Annotated in this window: 17 protein-coding genes; 11 read left to right on the plus strand and 6 right to left on the minus strand. The window is 52.4% G+C overall.

Features of this window, described 5'->3' with window-relative positions:
• Nucleotides 1-300: 300 nt before the first annotated feature.
• A complete protein-coding gene (gene sctV / locus HYU99_06850) occupies nucleotides 301-2,448 on the minus strand; it encodes a type III secretion system export apparatus subunit SctV (GenBank protein ID MBI2340062.1) in 2,148 nt (715 codons plus the stop codon).
• Between the two features lie 455 nt (nucleotides 2,449-2,903).
• Between sctV and HYU99_06855 the strand changes: the two genes are divergently transcribed.
• The 7 genes from HYU99_06855 (at nucleotide 2,904) to HYU99_06885 (ending at nucleotide 5,856) form a co-directional block, all read left to right on the plus strand.
• On the plus strand, nucleotides 2,904-3,395 hold the full coding sequence (locus HYU99_06855; protein MBI2340063.1) for a hypothetical protein: 492 nt from the start codon (nucleotides 2,904-2,906) through the stop codon (nucleotides 3,393-3,395).
• Entirely contained in the window at nucleotides 3,392-3,607 is a 216-nt protein-coding gene (locus HYU99_06860; protein ID MBI2340064.1) for a hypothetical protein, read from the plus strand. The genes HYU99_06855 and HYU99_06860 overlap by 4 nt, the downstream gene beginning before the upstream one ends.
• A complete protein-coding gene (locus HYU99_06865; protein MBI2340065.1) occupies nucleotides 3,604-4,011 on the plus strand; it encodes a hypothetical protein in 408 nt (135 codons plus the stop codon). The genes HYU99_06860 and HYU99_06865 overlap by 4 nt, the downstream gene beginning before the upstream one ends.
• Nucleotides 4,012-4,023: 12 nt before the next feature.
• Nucleotides 4,024-4,506, plus strand: coding sequence for a hypothetical protein (locus HYU99_06870; GenBank protein MBI2340066.1), 483 nt, complete (start codon nucleotides 4,024-4,026; stop codon nucleotides 4,504-4,506).
• Nucleotides 4,507-4,528: 22 nt separating this feature from the next.
• Nucleotides 4,529-5,074 carry a hypothetical protein gene (locus HYU99_06875; GenBank protein ID MBI2340067.1) on the plus strand — a complete coding sequence of 182 codons (546 nt, stop codon included), beginning with the start codon at nucleotides 4,529-4,531 and terminating at the stop codon, nucleotides 5,072-5,074.
• Between the two features lie 129 nt (nucleotides 5,075-5,203).
• On the plus strand, nucleotides 5,204-5,458 hold the full coding sequence (locus HYU99_06880; protein ID MBI2340068.1) for a type II toxin-antitoxin system prevent-host-death family antitoxin: 255 nt from the start codon (nucleotides 5,204-5,206) through the stop codon (nucleotides 5,456-5,458).
• Nucleotides 5,455-5,856: a type II toxin-antitoxin system VapC family toxin gene (locus HYU99_06885; GenBank protein ID MBI2340069.1), complete on the plus strand. Its 402-nt coding sequence runs from the start codon at nucleotides 5,455-5,457 to the stop codon at nucleotides 5,854-5,856. The genes HYU99_06880 and HYU99_06885 overlap by 4 nt, the downstream gene beginning before the upstream one ends.
• 73 nt (nucleotides 5,857-5,929) lie before the next feature.
• Here HYU99_06885 and HYU99_06890 read toward each other — a convergent pair whose 3' ends face one another.
• The 3 genes from HYU99_06890 to HYU99_06900 form a co-directional block, all read right to left on the minus strand.
• Entirely contained in the window at nucleotides 5,930-6,616 is a 687-nt protein-coding gene (locus HYU99_06890; GenBank protein MBI2340070.1) for a hypothetical protein, read from the minus strand.
• 66 nt (nucleotides 6,617-6,682) lie between these two features.
• Nucleotides 6,683-7,348, minus strand: a complete 666-nt coding sequence (locus HYU99_06895; protein MBI2340071.1) for a hypothetical protein — start codon at nucleotides 7,346-7,348, stop codon at nucleotides 6,683-6,685.
• A complete protein-coding gene (locus tag HYU99_06900; protein MBI2340072.1) occupies nucleotides 7,345-8,211 on the minus strand; it encodes a TIGR02147 family protein in 867 nt (288 codons plus the stop codon). Before HYU99_06900 ends, HYU99_06895 begins: the two co-directional genes overlap by 4 nt.
• Nucleotides 8,212-8,447: 236 nt before the next feature.
• Between HYU99_06900 and HYU99_06905 the strand changes: the two genes are divergently transcribed.
• Complete coding sequence (locus tag HYU99_06905) at nucleotides 8,448-9,080, plus strand: hypothetical protein (GenBank protein ID MBI2340073.1); 633 nt, start codon at nucleotides 8,448-8,450, stop codon at nucleotides 9,078-9,080.
• 30 nt (nucleotides 9,081-9,110) lie between these two features.
• Here HYU99_06905 and HYU99_06910 read toward each other — a convergent pair whose 3' ends face one another.
• Entirely contained in the window at nucleotides 9,111-10,157 is a 1,047-nt protein-coding gene (locus tag HYU99_06910; GenBank protein ID MBI2340074.1) for a hypothetical protein, read from the minus strand.
• Between the two features lie 347 nt (nucleotides 10,158-10,504).
• Between HYU99_06910 and HYU99_06915 the strand changes: the two genes are divergently transcribed.
• The gene (locus HYU99_06915) at nucleotides 10,505-10,879 is read left to right on the plus strand and encodes an aspartyl protease family protein (GenBank protein ID MBI2340075.1); all 375 of its coding nucleotides are present in this window, start codon (nucleotides 10,505-10,507) and stop codon (nucleotides 10,877-10,879) included.
• Nucleotides 10,880-10,970: 91 nt separating this feature from the next.
• Complete coding sequence (locus HYU99_06920; protein ID MBI2340076.1) at nucleotides 10,971-12,023, plus strand: AI-2E family transporter; 1,053 nt, start codon at nucleotides 10,971-10,973, stop codon at nucleotides 12,021-12,023.
• Here the strand turns inward: HYU99_06920 and HYU99_06925 are convergent.
• On the minus strand, nucleotides 12,020-13,282 hold the full coding sequence (locus tag HYU99_06925) for an ATP-binding protein (protein ID MBI2340077.1): 1,263 nt from the start codon (nucleotides 13,280-13,282) through the stop codon (nucleotides 12,020-12,022). The two genes, HYU99_06920 and HYU99_06925, sit on opposite strands and share 4 nt — an antisense overlap.
• Nucleotides 13,283-13,517: 235 nt before the next feature.
• Here HYU99_06925 and HYU99_06930 point away from each other — a divergent pair.
• Nucleotides 13,518-17,959 (plus strand): hypothetical protein (locus HYU99_06930; protein MBI2340078.1); only part of this gene is annotated, 4,442 nt, incomplete at its 3' end.

The raw sequence follows: 17,959 nt of genomic DNA on the forward strand, positions 1-17,959 counted from the left end.
ATGAACAGATTTAAGCCACTTGCTCATTTCCCCCTCGCTTCCGCTGACTGCCGGATGTCACAGAGCTTCCCCTCCGGACTTCCACCCCTGTTCCTTGCACTGCTTATCGGCAGGGTCAATCCAAAAGTTGCGTTGATAATTAAAAAAAATGGAAATAAATCAGATGATTAGACGCGGTGTGTCAAATGGAACATGGATGGATTTTTAACCAGGCAAATGTTATATGGTCAGGTTAACCACCTGTTTTATCGGCGAATCGGTCAGATTATTGAACCGGTCGCAATTTGCGACCAGTTCAAATTATCCATTGACCGCAATCGTTTCCGGGCTTGCGTCCAATGAGACGGTGCCGAGTTGCTGGATGAGCACCTTGGGGTCGAGTTCCTGGAAGGAGAGGACGGAGAGGTCGGGCATTTCGTCCTCGACAATCTTCCGAACGTAGCGGCGGATTTCGAGGTTGGTCAGGGCCACGCACTGGCGGGGATTGATGTGGTTTTGCCACAACGATTGCTTGAAGGCGCCGCTTATCGCCTGAATCCGGTCGGGCGATAAGGCGAGGTAACATTCCGAACCGTTCTTTTGGATCGCCCCCTTGATTTCGTCCTCAATCTGCGGGTCGAGCGTCAAGACAGGAAGCTGGTTTCCATCCCGGGCATGCATGAAGGTAATGGTGCGACGGAGGCCGATCCGCACCTGCTCCGTGAGGGTCACCGGATCCTTTGTTTCGGGCTGGCAACAGGAGAGGGTCTGCAGAATCAGGCGGAAATCCTTGATGGGGACGCTCTCTTCCACCAGACGTTTGATGATTTCGGTCAATTTTTGAATCGACATCATTTTGGGGCAGACCTCGCGGACCAGCTCCGGGAAGTGCATCTCCACCAGATTCAGCTGATTGCGCACCTCCTGAATCCCGATGAAATCCCCCGCATGTTTCTTTAAAACGCGCGCCAGGTGCCGCAGAACCATCTCCTCCGGCGCAAAGGTGGCGATCCCCTTTTCAGCCAACTCGTTCCGTTTGGCCACCTCCCACAGGGCCACCGGCGTGCCATGGACGGTTTCCGTCGTGTTGGACGGCGGTTCGATGACGGCAGGGTCAATTCGATTGGGGTCCCCCAGGTAGGCGCAGTGTTTGGGATTCAGAATGCCGAAGTCCACCGGCACTTCGTAGATCCGGATGCGGTAGCGGAAGGTTTGCGCCAGCATTTCGTTGACAGAGAGCCTTAAGTCGGGAAAGACAACCCCCAGTTGATGCGTCAGGTGCAATTTGAGCTTGGGATAGAGGTTTCCCAGGCAGTTTGTCCATCGGGGATCCTCGCGGAAGACCCGGTAGAGTTCAGGCCCGACCTCCAACGTGAGCGGCACCGCCTGCCCGAAATTCTCGGAAAGGGAGGTCTCCGCGTTGACGATGTAGCTCTCCATCGGTTGAGGCGCCAAGGCCTTTTTCTTCAAGGTGACCGTGATATAAATAGAGGCGCCCGCGAGACCCGCCGCGATCAGCGTGAACAGGGCGGTCGGAAAGCCGGGGATCCACCCGATAAAGAAGGCGAGGCCTCCCGCAATCAGAAGGGCCCTCGGTTGAGAAAGAATCTGCCTGCCGATTTCGGCGCCGAGCGATTTATCCCCCTTTTCGTCCGCAACCCGCGTCACCACAAACCCGGCGGTAATCGACGGGAGCAGGGCCGGAAGCTGGCTGACCAAACCGTCGCCGATTGTAAGAATCGAATAGGTATTAAGCGCCTCGGAAATGCTCAAACCTCTCTGCATCACCCCCGCCACCAGTCCGCCGAAGATGTTCACCACAGTAATAATGATGCCGGCGATGGCGTCCCCCTTGACGAATTTCATCGCCCCGTCCATGGCGCCGTACATTTTTGATTCCCGATGAAGCCCTTCGCGCAGACTTTTGGCCTCTTCCTGCGAGATAAGCCCCGCGCGAAGATCGGCGTCGATGCTCATCTGCTTGCCCGGGAGGGCGTCCAGCGTGAACCGCGCCGCCACCTCGGCCACCCGCTCGGAGCCTTTGGCGATGACAATGAACTGGATGATGGTGAGGATGAGGAACATGAGAACCCCTACCAGGAGGTTTCCGGCGGTGGCGAACTGCCCGAAGGTCTGAATAATGTGGCCGGCGTATCCTTGTGTAAGGATCAGCCGGGTGGAAGCGATGTTGAGGCCCAGACGGAAAAGAGTGGCCACCAGGAGCAGGGTGGGAAAGGTCGCTATTTTCATCGAATCGCTTATGGAGATGGCAACAAGGAGGAGCGTCAGGGCCCCAACGACATTGATGGCCAGAAGGAAATCAAGAATCACCGGCGGGAGGGGGATCATCATCATCGCCAGAACGGCGCAGACGGCGGAAATCAAGATGACGTTCCCGAACCGGGAGAGACTGCCAAAAACCCCGTCTTCAATCTTTTTAAACTGCAGTGTGGCGGCATCAAGTTGCATGGTTGGCTTTTGTCATTGCAAGAGCTGTGCCAAGTACGACAGGGTATAGGGTTTAGGGTGTAGGGTTTAGGGAAAACAAGGGGTTATACATACGATCCACGATTCACTCCGCCTCGGGCGGACACGATCCACGAACAAAATCGACCGAAAATCGGACGGTACCGTCCGAAAATCGGACGGTATGCGCCTTATTCCCTGGGGGGAAGTCCGCCACACTGAAGTGAGGCGGAAGAGAGAGGGGGAGTTAACCTGTTGATTTATTTTACTTACGCACCCACGCACTTACGCACGTACGCACCTGCAAGCCTTTGGCATGGGAATTGCTTATAACCGGGCAGGAGGAAAAAGCCGAGCATCTGGCTTTGCCAGTGCGAGGCGCGGGGTTTGGGGCCATTTGAGGCCCGCAATAAATAGACGCGAGTAGCATCAACCGGGCCGAAAGGGCCCCAAATATTATGTCCAACGAGATTTCTCAAAAACAATATCCCGATCCGCGAACGATGGATCCTTGGGACTATCAGGCGGCGATTTCCGGTTACAAGAATGGAGAAGAATTCAAACAGGTATATATGAAAGAGGCCAAAAAGGCGGTCCTTGCGGGATCGGCCGCCGGGATAGGCGTTTTTGCCGGAGCGTTTGGTCTTTGCGCCGGGGGAATTATGGCGTTACCCGAACTGCCCGGCGTAGTCGGCGCGCTGGCCCGTTTTGGATCGAGGGCCTTGGCGGTCGCAAAAAATGTTGGCGTCAAGGCGTGGGAAGTGGCAAAATCGGGGTGGTATTCGGTGATGGGGGGCGCCGCAACCCCGCAGGGGCAGGAGGCGATAAAGAATACGGTAGAGTGTGTGGAGTCTTTTACAGATGGTAGTCCTGCCCCAAGCACTGCAAAAAGTGCTCAATGCTATCTGGCTGACAAAGCCTATACAAGAATCAAAATAATTACTGAATGAAACCGAAACCTTGGGTAAGCTATTTTGTTTATGGTGTTGTCATCACGGGTATCGGTGTATTGACGATTATCCAGGAAAGTGTTTCTACACGATCCGGAGATGTGATACCCATTACAAAGGAGGCCTCATTTTTTATAGGCAGTGTTGTCATTCTCTGCGGTCTCTGGCTCCTTTTTTTTGCCGTCAAAAATTTCCTCAAGGAGAAAAAATGAAACAAAGACATTTCAAACAATTTATCGCTTTAACCGGTTTGCTGGTGATGATATCGCCTTTTGTCCATGCGAAAAACAAGAACAAGGATGGTGAGGTAAAACCCAGCAATCTCACTTTTGGCATGGTAAAGGGGCAGATCGTGAAAGGCCAAACCACCCAGGCCGAAATTTTGCAAACCTTCGGCCCGCCCAATATCATGACGCGGAATCGGTCCGGGGAAGAGGTGTGGACGTACGACAAAATTTCATCCGAGTCGAAATCTTCGGGTGCGTACGGCACCCTGATCATCCTGGGCGCGGGAGGAAGTAAACATTCGTCCTCCCAAAAAACCATGACCCTGATCCTCACTTTTAATTCACGCGACGTGGTGAAAGATTATTCCGTGATGGCCACCCAATTTTAAAGGAGCTCTTTTATGAAAAAAAATTTCTTCCCTTTGCTTTTGTCGGTTTTAGTCCTGTCGGCGGCGCTTTTTCCGTTGGGCGCGTGGGCGAAAAAGAAGACCACCACGCAACAGGCCCAGGTGCTTCAAACCAAGGATTTCCATTCCGGTTTCAAGGACGTTTTCAAAACAACCATGAATGTTCTTCAGGACAACAATTTTATCATTATGTCGGCCAATTACGACGCCGGCCTGATTTACGCGCAAACAGGGTCCAAACCGGGGTTCGGCATCACGAAAAAAGTTTCCCTGTCGGCAAACTTCGACAAGATTTCGGAGCGAACGACCACCTTGCGCGTCAATATGATGCTGACCAAAAGCTCTTCATCAATTTTTCTTTTGGGGGGCAGTGCGCAATCGGAATCGGGCAAACCGCTCGATGACACGGAGGTCTACCAGCGTTTTTTTGCCGCCATTGAGAAGGCGTTATTTGTCCGAAAAGAGCTGGCAAAATAATCAAGGAGCAACGCCCATGAATATGAAAAAATATGTTATTACTATGGCGTGTCTGTCTTTTTTGTTTTCGGCGGTTTTTATTCCTTCCGGAAAGGCCCATGCAAAAAAGAAAAAACTTTCAACCCAGCAGATTCAGGTGCTTCAAACCAAAGACTTTGACGCGTCTTGTCCGGCGACTTTCAGGGCCGTTTTGGGTTCCCTGCAGGACAACAACTTTCAGTTGAAGGATGCCGACCAAAAGGCGGGTTTTGTCTACGCGCAAACGGGGGGCAAACGGTCTTTTATGATGGGCACCGTGAAAAATGTGGATGGCTCCATTACGTTTGACGATTCATCAAAAAATCGTTGCAGGGTGCGGGCCAACTTTTTTGAAGTCGTCTCCAAAAAGTCGGCCGGTTTCCTTTCGGTTCTCACCACGGTGACCGCCTTGAGCACCGGCACTTATACCGGTACCGGCATTGAACCCGGCTACGAGCAGGCAAAATTGGTCACCGACTCCGGTGTCTACGAGCGCTTTTATACGGCGGTGCAAAAGCATCTCTTTGTAAAAGAGGCTTTAAGCCGTTGATCAAGCCATTCCGCAGGCATTTTAGGTGCGGGCATGAGTATTTTAGATTTGGCTCTAATTTATACATGTATAAACTAGCAGTTTGCGGGGATTGACACTCAAATATGACCAGGTCATAATGACATGGTCATGAGCGCCATTAAAACAACCGTAGCCAAATCGGAAATAAAACCCAAGCTATTGGATTACCTTAGAAAAGTTGAATCGGACAAGGTGACCATAACGATTACCGATCGCGGGCGTCCGGTAGCGCAAATCATTCCCTTTAAACCCGATCAATCGAACAAAAAGGAAGATCCCCTCGAATGGTTTAGAGGCGCCGTTTTGAAGTACGATGATCCTTTCGAGCCGGTGGGGCTTGAGGATTGGGAACTTCTGCCGTGATTTTACTCGACACCCACATCCTCTTATGGTGGCTTGACGGCTCACAAGAGCTTTCCCTCCCGGTCAATCGGGAAATCGCCAATCATGAAAAAACAAACTCCATTCATCTATCGGCTGTTTCAGTTTGGGAAGTTTCCCTGCTGGTTCGGAAAAAGAAAATAGACCTTCAAAGAAACCTTGACGAATGGACCCAAAGGTTGGAAAACCTTTCATTTGTCAAAATCATTCCTGTCGACCACTGGATTTTTTTAAGGTCAACCGAACTCCCCTCTTTTCCCAATAAGGACCCCGCCGACCGGATCATCGTCGCCACCGCCCAAAAACTGGGGGCCATGCTCATTTCAAAGGACGACAAAATCCTCAACTATCCGCATGTGAAAAGTTTTTGGAGGGAATAACCAGGCGACAAAAATGCCCGTCAGCCTGCGGCTGACGGGCATTTGTTTTTACCGAGTGGTTCTCCGATCGCTCTTACGAATGATCGGTGCAGGTTGTCTCGCCGGCCTGCTCGATAACGCTTCCTTCGCTGTCCTCGCAGTCCCCGCCAAATTCCCCATCTCCCTCGTCTCCATGGGTAATGGTCAAGGAGCACTGGATGTCGCTGAAGGTTTCCCCTTCAACCTCCACGCTGAAGGTTCCGTAGATTTCGGTCACGTTGGTGTCCACATTCTCCCGCCACACCCCCGAACTGTCGAGCATGGTCAGCGTGGACTCGTTTCCGTCGCCATCCTCGCAATCAAGGGAATGGGACTCCAGCGAAAAGGAGGCATATTCGCCCCCCTGATCGCATCCGTCGGCGGCTGTGAGGGTCACCGTCGCCCCGGTCATGCCGTAAGTGCCGGCCTCTATCGAGAGACTGGTCTCCACATCGTCCGGGTCGTCTTCGTTGGCAATCACCTCGCAGGCGGTCGGTTGTCCCGCTTGGGCCTTGGCCTCGCGGACAAAAAGATCGACCAGACGGGAAAGAACGCGTTCCTTCTTTTGAAGGGCCGCGAGGGACTCCTCCCCGCCAAAGATGGAGCCGACTGCGGCCCCCACATTTTCCGCCCCGGACTCGTCTCCGGATGCGTCTGTTGCGCTATCACTCGTAGCACCACCGCAAGCCCCCAAAATGAAGGCGACAATGGCGCCGAGCACTGCTGTTTTTACGTGTCTCATGGCTTTCTCCTCTTTTGATTAGGACCCAACTTTTTTCCATCCCCGTTTAGAAATTTTTATTCTCCCTCATTCCACATCGGTGCAGGTCAAATCGGAGGACTGTTCCACCGCATTGCCGTTCTCGTCCTCGCAACTGCCCGAAAAGGTCCCGGTATCCCCGGGTTCATCATCTTCATCGTGTTCGATCAAAAGGGAACAGCGGATGTTTTCCGCCGTTTCGTCCCCCAACTGCATGTTGAAGGTCCCGTAGATTTCCGTATTGTTGGTGTCAATATTTTCCCGCCAGATTCCACTGCTGTTTACCATCAGAAGGGTCATTGTCTCGCCGGCCCCGTTGGTGCAGTCGAGGGGATGGGACGCAACGTTAAAACTTGCATACTCTCCGCCGTCTTCGCAGTCGTCATCGGCGGATACGGTAATCGAGTTGGAGGGGGCCCCGTAGGTTCCGGCTTCAATCGAGAGGCTGGTTTCCACGTCGCTCGGTGCGGTCTCACCGGCAATGACCTCGCAGGCGGTCTGTCTTTCCTCCTGGGCTGATGCCTTGCGCGTAAACAAATCGGTCAGACGGGCCAGAAGCAACCCGTGGCTGGTTAGACCGGCGCTCTCCTCTTCGCCTCCAAAGATAGAAGTCAACGCGGCCCCGACGGAGTTGCCCGTTTCCGTGGCTCCCGTGGCGCTGTCCCCGCCGCAGGCGGTGACAAACAGCAAAAAAAGAAGAATAATCGTTTTCATTTTTCTTCCTCCTTAAAATGATCGACTGACCTCGTTAGCGGAAAAAACTGGATATTGAGCTGAAAGACCTCCTCCGGTTCCATATCCACCGAGACCAGTTTCATGACCCTTTGCCGGAATTCCTGAATTTCCTTTTTGAGCTGGGGAACGCGCTCCCGGACAATCCCCAGGGTAATGGCGCTTACGTCCCGGTTTTCGAGCGGGAGTTTTTCGAGCACCTCTTTGGTCAAGTCGAGGAGCTGTTTGTGATAGTTGTGAACCACAAACGATTTGACCTCGGGGCCGGTTGAAACCAGTGCATGGGCCTGCCGAAACCGCCCGGCGCTTGTTTGTTCAAGAAACCCCAGTTTTTCCAAAAGTTCGACCGATTTTTCCGCCTGAAGCTTCGTGATGGGCGGATAAACCCGGCCGGCCAGCCATTCCGGACTGCCGTCGAAGTCTTTCGAGATGACCAGCTCGCGGATGACGGGATGATACCATGTGGAATAATATTCGTAATTATCCTTCTCGATCGGCTTCAACTGACTGAATTTTTTGGAACGCAAAAGATTGTGGTAATAGAAATCCTTTTCCTTGGGAGTTTCGGCCTGGTTGAAAAAGACCAGGTTCCTGAAAAATTCCTGTTCCTGCCGGTTGAGTTTGAGCCCCATTACGAATTTGGCCAGGCTCTTTTCGGTGAGATTCCGTTCCCCGTCCATGACCAGTTTAAGGAAGCTGGGGGAACCGAACCCCGCCCTCTGCGAAAAAACCCGGAAAGAAAGGGTACCGGTTTTTTTTGCCCTGTGATACCAATCCTTCAGAAACCGGCGGTAGTCGAGGTAATCGAACAAGTTGACTTTTGAAGTGTCGGTGCCCTCTCTCATGTTTTCTTTATATCACGATGTGTACCCAAATTCAATATATAATAAAATTTTTAGTACACATTTGTGTACAAATATTTAAATAAGTATTTAATATTATAGTGTTTTTTAAATATAAATTTTTAGTAATTAAATATTTTGAAAACTATATGTATCATTAATCGGTTTAAAAAATTCAGGGATACTTGACGGAGAAAAAAATAGACGCAACTTACTTTTTTTGGAGCCGATAAGGGGGCATGACCACAATCAACGGACATTCGGTTCCGGATCATTACCCGGACCATTCCCCCTCAATCGACGATCTTCCCCGCATCATTGCAGGAGTCGAAAATGATAGCCCCTGCACCAACTGGGATGGAGATTTAAAAAAAGATGAAGTCCTTTGTTGGTTGGATAATATTTATGATGGGGATCCTCCCACAATTACGCCTGATGATATCGACTATGCCACACGACACTCCGGCATCTCGATTTTTTTGGAGCTGACGGAGAGGCAGAGAAGAGATTTGGTCCGCTATTTTTCAGGGGTCTTTCCCGGTTTTCCCCCTTACCAGGAACGCCCTTTGTTATCTGTTCAAGCGAATCAAGGTTTGGAAACTTCAAAAAACAGCGGGCCCTCCAAAGGCGCCAAAAGGATTAAAATAGTGACTCGACGGGAGGAAAAGCAGGCAGGGTCTCCGCAGAACCCCCCATTGAAACCGGAGCAGGAGGCGTATATCGGGGAGGTTTGTCGGGTCGGCTGGGAAGCGGAGGCGAACGGGGAGGATGCGGCGTTGGCGATGATCCTTAAAGTCAATGAGGATTACGAGGAGGGGCTTATCCCCTTTGGGGATTTAAATTATTTGAAGTACGATTGTGACAACAGGTAAACCCTGCGGCCCATTTTGAACCCTACGGCTTCACTTCAGGTAGGCCTTGAAAGTGGTTTTTAGACTCTTTGTCGTTTCTGCCTTTAAAAGGGCGGTTGCCTTTGTCGTGAATTGCCCCTCTGTCAGAACGCCTGAATGGTATTGCACAACTAAATTCTGAAAATCGGTGACCTCTGTATATTCAGCCAAGACGTTAATGATCTCCGCTTTCGACACGATCAGACCTACTTCTGTCCAGGGTGCGATGTCCTCGTCGTCCTTATTATCATCATCCTCATCATTCGGGACCCCATCATCATCATCATCATCATCGTTCACCTTTGTGGACTTGCCGTCTTTGTGCGCCCATGTATCGCCCGATCCCTGTTTCCCGTCAACGGGAGCACTCGTGTACAGGGTGCCGTCATCAGCTTTAAACCAGCTACCACCCCACGAATAGGTACCCCCCTTCGCATAGACAGCCGCTCCGGCGAATATGTCAGCTATCATCTCATCTGTTAGACCGCCAATGAGTTCAACAACTTCATTATAAGTATAATTGATATAGTCGTCCGCCAACACACCAAACAGGCTTTCTGTGTCGTAAGTGAGCGAACCCCTGTCCATAATTTCCTCAAGTTGCGCTAATTCTTCCTCGGACATCGCCATTTGTATTGTTTCTTCCTGGTTGCTTAGAAACGCCGGTTTTAAATTTCCCCGACTATCGAAAACCGTTTTACCTCCCGCCGCAAATTCTTCCAGAGATTTCAGCGCGGCGGCAGTAAAAGCTGAGGCTTCATCCTCCCCCCTGCAAAGGGAGCTTCGACAGGGCCACAGGGCTGTGGAACTATCGTCAAAAGTAAGATTCAGCAAACGCGGCCCGACCGCTTCGATTTCACTTATTTCCTTAAGCCGGGAAATTATTTGGGCCACCTGGGCGTTGGACGGACTGATAAACACCTTCAAATTAAAAACAAAGTTGATTTTTTTGGAGGTTTCCTTTGATTTACCGGTTCCTTTCACGAGGCCGGATAGGGCAGTGGAAGCCGTAAACAGGAACATAAATCCGATAAACAACCAGACGAGTGGTTTTTTCATAAATTTCCAAATAAAACGGTTCTCCTTCCCGATTGGACAGCCTCCCCATGACATAGAGCAAATATCCTATTCGACAACTTCTTTATTTTAAGCAAAATTCATGCCAGACCATCACATGTCCTGAAAATTTATAACAATTTGAAATTTAAGGATAAATAAAAATACAGCCCCGGCCAATCATCGCCCCAAATGAGAAAATTATCATTTTGAAAGCCAAAACTTTGACAAACCGGGTAAATCGGTACAGGGGCGGCAGGGGGGAGAGTCGGGCAATTTTGGCATTCCTTACGGCCTGACCAGACACTCATCATGGTTGACATTTCAACCCCATCAAGTAGTCTTAAATCATGGGACTTACTTATTTGGAGTTGGATGTTGTGAATCCGGCGAGGCCCGAGAAGACTAAAACCGTCCAGTTTCTGGTTGATTCGGGGGCCATCTATTCATTGGTTCCCCGGCAAGTGCTTGATGAACTGGGAATTGAGCCGACGGGAGAGGAGCATTATTATCTTGCCAACGGCGAGAAGATCAGCCGCAAGAGAGGCAATGCATTTTTTTCCTATCAAGGCAAGCTGGGAGCGGCCCCGGTCATCTTTGGGGAGGAGGGAGATGCCCCATTATTAGGGGCTGTAACCCTGGAATCGTTGGGTGTCGTGCTGGATCCTTTTCACAGGGAATTAAGGCCCCTCAAATTGATGCTGGCGGGAATAATCGTTTCCTGAACAAATCATCTTATCGGAGGGGGACAATTACCGGCACGTTGGAGTTTCACCCCGATTTGACGGCTTTCGCCAAATCGGGTACACCATTGCGGTGGACCTTTCTTCGGTAAACGAACGCAGAGCGTTTCTGGTTGTCCTTGTCGCTCTTGCAATTGCCTTTCTTGTTCTTCTGCGGCCCGTTCTTGTCGCCGTCTGTCTCGGCGCCATCATCTGCCTTTTGCTCAACCCCCTTTACGCTTCTCTCCTTCGGCTCGTGCGGGGAAAGCGGTATCTGGCCTCGTTCACAGCGACCTTTCTCATTTTTCTGGTTCTCGTGCTCCCCGCGGGGCTCGTCACCGCCCTGATCGTGAACCAGATTTTCGATCTGGTCTCCCACCTGAACGCGGCCGGGGTTTTTTCGTTTCTGACCTCCCACGAATTCTACCAGGCCCATGTCCAGCCCCTGACAAAAAGCCTTCACGAGCGTTTCGGGATTGAAATCGATTTTGGCGATCTTTTGACCCGCGTGGGAAAGGAGGCGGCGGTTTACCTCTACAATTTTTCCCCGCAGGTGCTGGGGCGAACCGGCTCGTTTGTCTTCAACTTTTTTGTCATGCACATCAGCATCTTTTTCCTTTTCATGGAAGGGCCGGGAATCGTCCGGACCCTGCTCGACCTCTCGCCGTTAAGGGCAAAACACGAAAAGCGGCTGACCGACGTGGTCAAGAACATGATCTACGGGACGGTTTACGGCTATCTGGCGACGGCCCTTGTTCAGGGGGTTTTGGCCGGGGTCGGTTTTTGGATCGCCGGCATTTCCGCCTTTCTGGTCTTTGGGACGCTCACCTTTTTTATGTCGATGGTCCCGATTATCGGGGCCACCGCTGTCTGGCTTCCCGTTGCCATCTGGCTTTTTACGCAGGGGAAAGTCGGGTGGGGAATTTTCATGACCCTCTACGGCCTGGTGGTTATTTCGGGCATCGACAACGTCATCAAGCCGCTCATCATTCAGGAGCGGACCAAAATTCATCCGCTTCTCATCTTTTTTGCCCTCTTTGGCGGCATCCAACTCTTCGGCCCCATCGGCATCCTCTTCGGGCCGGTTCTGATGGCCCTTTTTCTCGCCTCCGTGAGAATCTACAAGGAAGATTTTTTGAAAACTTAGATCAGTTCCAAAAGGCGGCCGGACAGGTAATGAGGGATGGTCGCGAGAGGGATTTTGCGGGAGAGGCCCTGATTGGGTATTTTGGCGACGTGCGATTTGTCAAGGGCCGGTCTTTCTTTGGCGATTTTCACCAAAAGGTCTGCTTCTTTTTCATAATTGGCGCAACTGTTGAGCGATTTGACGTTGCCGCCGGCCGATTTGACGTCGATGGCGGTCAGGCGGGGCGATTTAAGCAGAAACTCCACTTGGGCGCCGCGTTCCGATTTCCAATAGTACAGGTCGTCCCGCGTTGGAAGGTTCGCGATAATTTCGTCTCCCACCACGTTTTCGTATTGCAGGGCCAGATGGAGCGAGACGATTTTCTGGCGCAAAAGGTCCGAACCGTTGAGCAAATAGTTGAGGATTCCGGCGTCGAAGAGGATGTATTTCGAAAGATCCTTTCCCGAGTCATACAGCCTTATTTTATGGGCCACCCGCGCCCCAACGGTTTTATTCACCAGTTTTTTGGCCTCTTTTTGTCCGGCATGCTGAACCTGCAGACGGCTGAATTTGAGCGTTTCCATCGAGAGAAGCGCCATCTTTCTTAAGACATCCTCATATTCATAGAGCCGCGATTTTTCCCCAAGCACCAGTTTGACGTTTTCCTCGATGCTGGCCGCAAGATCGGCAATCAGCCCGGGCAATTCACGGGCGGTGTTTTGTTTGTCGATAAATGTATCCAGAATCCGCGGCATCCCTCCCAGGCGGAGGTAGAGGTCAAAAAGGGTGGTGAGAGACTGGTGGTAATGTTCGGAAAAAAGAGGGCTGGCGAGCGAATATTCCTTGAGATATTTCAGTTCGGGCCCCTTTCCGCAGGCCTTCAGGAATTCGGCAAAGGTGATGGGATAGAGGTCGAAACAGCACTTCCGGCCGGTGGCGGCATTTTTGGTCTGGATATTTTCGAGGTTCGAACCGGTGTAAATCACCTTAAGCTTGCCTCCCAGGCCGGCCAGTTTTTGAACCGCTTCAAGGCTGACCGGGTGACGGTCGGCTTCATCGATGAATATAATGACGGGCGTCTCCATTTTTTCCAACGGACCAAAGGCGAGAGCGATATTGTTGAGAAGTTCACCCGCCTCTTCGTCATGGCCGAAATAGTCGCGGCCGTAAAACAAAAGGCCGTTGACTGTTTGCGCGCCTTTGAAAAGGAGATTCAGGCGGATCTGCGGAAACCGGGGAAGTTCTTCAAGCGCCTTTAAAATAAAGGAGGTCTTTCCCACCTGCCGGGCCCCTCGAATGATGAGGACCTGGGATTTTAGAGTGTTAACTAGTTGTAATAACGTGTTTTTCTTTCCATCTCGCTCTATCCACATGGCTGGATTATACAAAAACTAACGTCATTTTCAAGTAAATTTTATAAAAACTGACGTTAGTTTTATTTATGGCTAGGGGTTGTCAGTTGGTGTATTTTTAGCAACTTTTTTTCGAAAGTGCCGATAAAGCACTACCTTGAAAATGCCCGGTTCAAAAGTTACAACCGATCATCAACAACCGGCGGCCGAAGAGGCCTTGACCGATGAGGGCCTTGTCTCCCTGTACAGCGAAACGGAATCGGCATTGCAACGGGAGACCCCGCCGCTCGAACCGGTTATCGACGAGCTGTGCGCCCTCCTTGGCCCCCATGTAAACAACCTTGTCCGCAATCAAAACGGCGCGATCGATCTCACCCGCGTTCCGGCCGAAAATTTTTTGGAGTTTCGCCAATTCCTTGTCGATCAGGCGGGGGTGAATGACGGAATCCTCTTTGGCTCCCCCTATTCGGAACTCGTGGCCAAAAAGGATCATGAAATCCTTTTCCAACTTCTTTACCGTGAAATCAATTCGGACTATCACATCAGTCGAGATGGCAAGCTCCTCAAGATAACCGGTTACTACGCGGAACATCTTCTCTACGAATTCAAAAAAGAGCTGATCGAAATCGACGCCGAGGCGTTTGCCAAAAACCATCTCTCGTCGGAGGAGGGAAGACGGCGGCTCGCCGGTGTTTTTGATGAATACGCGTACGATGAACTGAAAATCAATCTGGCCAAGGGCATAGCCCGCGCCGGAAAGGGGGTGGTGGACGAATATCAGGCCGATCTGGTGGATGAACAGGTTGGCGGCTGGAACTATTTTAATATCGGCGTCACCGATCGTGAGCTTGAAGGGGCCGTCAAGGGGGCCTCGGCGATCACCCGGTCAGCCGATCGTGTCTATGCCGATGTGGAAAGGCGGCAGAGAGAGTCTGTGGAGGAGCCGGAAAAAATAGTTGCCCCCTCTTTTGATCCCTCCATCGATTCCACCACCATTGCCCACTTCGCCCGCCTTGCCGAATTCAAATTGGGTCAACCCGATCCGGTCAGTCGATTGCAGGGGCGGCTGGCCCGCCTCTGGCTCTGGGCGGCCGATGACAACAACTGGGGGAGGCTCCAGGGCGGATATGAGCGCGAGGAGGTCAACGAGGCCCGCGCCTATGTTTTGGAAAATGCGACGGAGTTCATTCAGAGGGCGGATTTGATCGGATCGGAAGAGTTTTTGGAGACCTTCAACGACAAGCTTCAGGATTTTCTCCGCGGTCCGATCGATTCCTCCCTTTGGGACAAAGCCGCGGATCTCACCGTCGGCGCTGGCCTCGACAGTCTTGTCCAAAACATGCTCGCCCCCCTCCGCGCCCCGTTTGACGATCTTTTAAGATTCTCCGATGAAATCAAATTTTCACAGGAGATGGGGGAGAAAATATTTTCCCCCCTCCCTCGAGGCCTGTCCGCCGGCCATTTGGCGGAGGCGGGGGTCGGGGGGAGGGTGGCCGCCCAATTTATCGACGGCCTCCCAGAGACCAAACGAAGCCTCTGGTATTCCTACAAACAGCACAAGTTTATTTCGCGCGCGATTTCGAATACCGCCTCCCTTTTCAATCGCGGGGACATTGTTGACATAGAAAGGGCGAACGCCCTGATTGACGAATGGATCGACGCGCTTTCCAGAGTTCCGACGGAAGAAATGATCGGCCAGACGATTGAAGAAGTCTTTCGCTCATTAAGCGAAGGGGGCGCCCTTTATACGGCGCTCGTTGCCTCCGAGATGGAAGGGATCGAGCAGACGCTTGGCCTTCTGCAAACCACATTAATTCTTGTGGCGACCAGCATCGCCACCAGCGGCGTGGCGGCGGCCGCCGGGATCGCCGCGCGGATGGCCATGACCGGCAAGGATCTTCAGGCGGCCCGGGCGGCGCTCCTCGCCGCCAGAACCGCCTCTGCCACGGTGGAGACGGTCGATAAAGCCGATTCGGTTTTGAAGCGCATGGGTAAGGCTTTTGGATATGGGGCTTATATCTCCACGGCGGAGAATGCGATTGCCGTCGGCACCGGCGAGGTCCGCGGTCAACCCGATACGCTCGTGTCATGGGGAAAAGACGCCCTCTCCACCGGCCTCTCGATGGCAGTCACCGGCGCCCTGCCTGTTTCGCACGGAGGGCACAACAACGTCATTGGAAATCTGTTTGCCCGATACACCGTCGGCGGCGTCCGTGGTGTTGCGTATCTCGGCATGGATGCGGGGGTGGAGACGGTGGAGGAGGGGATCGACCAGTATGTTCGTCAGACCCTCGATGGAAACGCCACTGCCCTTTCCGGCAAACAGTGGCGCGAGCTGGCCCTCCTTTCCTCTGCGGGCGGCTTTGCCAAAGTGGGAACGGTTGCCGAGATGATTCGCGGCAAACCTCGAACGGCGGTTAGGGTGGAAGACGGCGAGCCGAGTCTTCCCCCCAACGACAGAGACAATGTCCTGCAATTCCCGCGGTCTGATGGGGCTGGCGGTGGGGGATGGAGTCCCGACTCTATCACGGAGGACCATGAATTCGAGGATAATGAATCATCCCCCGACGAGGCCCCCGGCAAGCCTGACGATCTCGCCGGCGTCAAATCGGCGGACGATGCTTACGGCAAGCGCGTCGACAAAGCGCCGGATCGGCCGAAACGTTTAAATTGTATTCTCCTCTTGGCCTCCCGACAGGAAAAATACCAGCGGGGTTCCCGCGAAAGATTTAAGGCGTTTGTTTCAAAACTGGATGCCGCCACCCTCGATCATGCCTGTTATCTTCTAAAAAAGCTCTCCACCGATGACAGCCGAAAGGCCCTTTTGAGGCTTGTGGGGGATGCCGATCTTCCTTTGAAAATTGAAGAACGGGCATTTGTTGTCGATGTGATGAGGCGGCATTATTCAAAATTTGGCGATCCGGCCCACTACCTCGAAAACTACGTCAAAACTGCCGGGAGCAATTCCGGCGGGAACGGCCATTTTTTTGAATTGCAGGCCCTCAAAAAACTTGAGGATCATCCGTTTATCAGCATTGAAAAAATTTCGGTTAAATACGACGGGCATGAGGTTGATCTCCATCTCAAAATAGGGGACCACGAGCTTCTGGTGGAGTTAAAAAGAAGTCTGGGGACGATGGATGCCTCGCGTGTCGGCGCCCAGCTTAACTGGCTCGGTCCCCTCTGCCGAAAAAACGATTACGGTCTTTCAGTCGTGGTGAGTGAAAGGGAACGCATTTGGCCCGGGGCCGTCGAATTTGTGGAAGGGAAGGGAGTCCCGGTTTTTGCCTTGGACGAGTTTCTCCACCTGACCCCGGAACAGTTTGAACGACTTCGGGACGATTTTTTGGCCGGCAACGGAAAATCCGGTCTGAAAGGAGGGGGGGACCCTTACACGCCTGAAGACCATGAAGACTTCGGTATTTCGGAGGACCCTGTCGATGATGGCGACTTTAAAACGGAGGGGGACGGTGATGTATTGCCGGAGATTTCACAAATTATAGCATTGACGGACAAGGCGCGGCGCAACGGGCTTACCGATGAAGAGATCGGGTATCTTGTTTCAAGCCTCAAAGACGCGGATTTCACGGTCAGTTATTGGATCCTGGAAGCCCTTTTTACCCTGGCGGGAAAAGATCCTGGCAGGATCACTCCGGCGGTTGTCAGAGCCTTGGAAACAAAAGGGCTCGATCATCCAAACGGATGGATAGCGGGAGAATCGAAAAAGGCGCTGGGACGGCTCGCAAAAAAATCCCCCCCAAAAATCGCGCAGGAGGCGGCCAGGGCGCTGAAAAAAACCGGGCGCGGTCCTGTAAATTCCGCGCGGGTTCAAAAATCCGGATCGGTCGCCCCCGGCATCAAAGCGCCCGCAACTGCCGAAAATTCCGCACTGGAAAAAGCGGCGGGAACCGCCGTTGCCGCCGTTCTCGAAGAGGCCCTCATGAAGGGGATCGAAAGGTGGACGAGTGGATGGAGGACGGTTGGTCGGGAAGAATTCAAGAGAAGGCTGGGACAAATTGATTTCAACGGTTTTTGGCGGGAGACAAGAAAATCTCATCCCGGATTGAAACAGGTCCGCCTTGCCTTGTCGGCAAATCTGTTGAGCGGCTCGGCTTCCGCCGTTTCGTTCCATCTTCCGCATGAGTCCCTTTCCCGGTGCGCCAATTACACGATGGTCGATTTATCTTTTGACGAACGGGGCGTTGCCGTAACGGATGTGCATGGGCCGCATGCGTATCTGCCTCTTGCCGCCCTGTTCGGCAATTCATCGGTCCGTTTTGAGCCGTCCCTGCTCCGGCGCGCCGCCGCCGCTATTTTGGAAGAAGGTTTTATGGCCGGCCGTGAGAGAAGCCTGGGAGACTGGGCCCCCATGACTCACGCGGAGTTTCTCCGGCGATGGGCCCGGACCGATTTTGACTCCACTTGGCGACAAATGAAAAAAACCAGGCCTGAATTGGAGCGACTTGAGGGCGCCATGACCGCCGTTACGCGGGGAAAAGGGATTATTGAAGGGGTTTCCATGATCCCCGCCGGTGGGCCTCTGCCGAAGGGAAATTATCTTTTTGTTCATTTGTCATTTGACGAAAACGGCCCAAGCGCAACCGG

It is taken from the genome of Deltaproteobacteria bacterium (assembly GCA_016183175.1).
Lineage (GTDB): Bacteria > UBA10199 > UBA10199 > UBA10199 > SBBF01 > JACPFC01.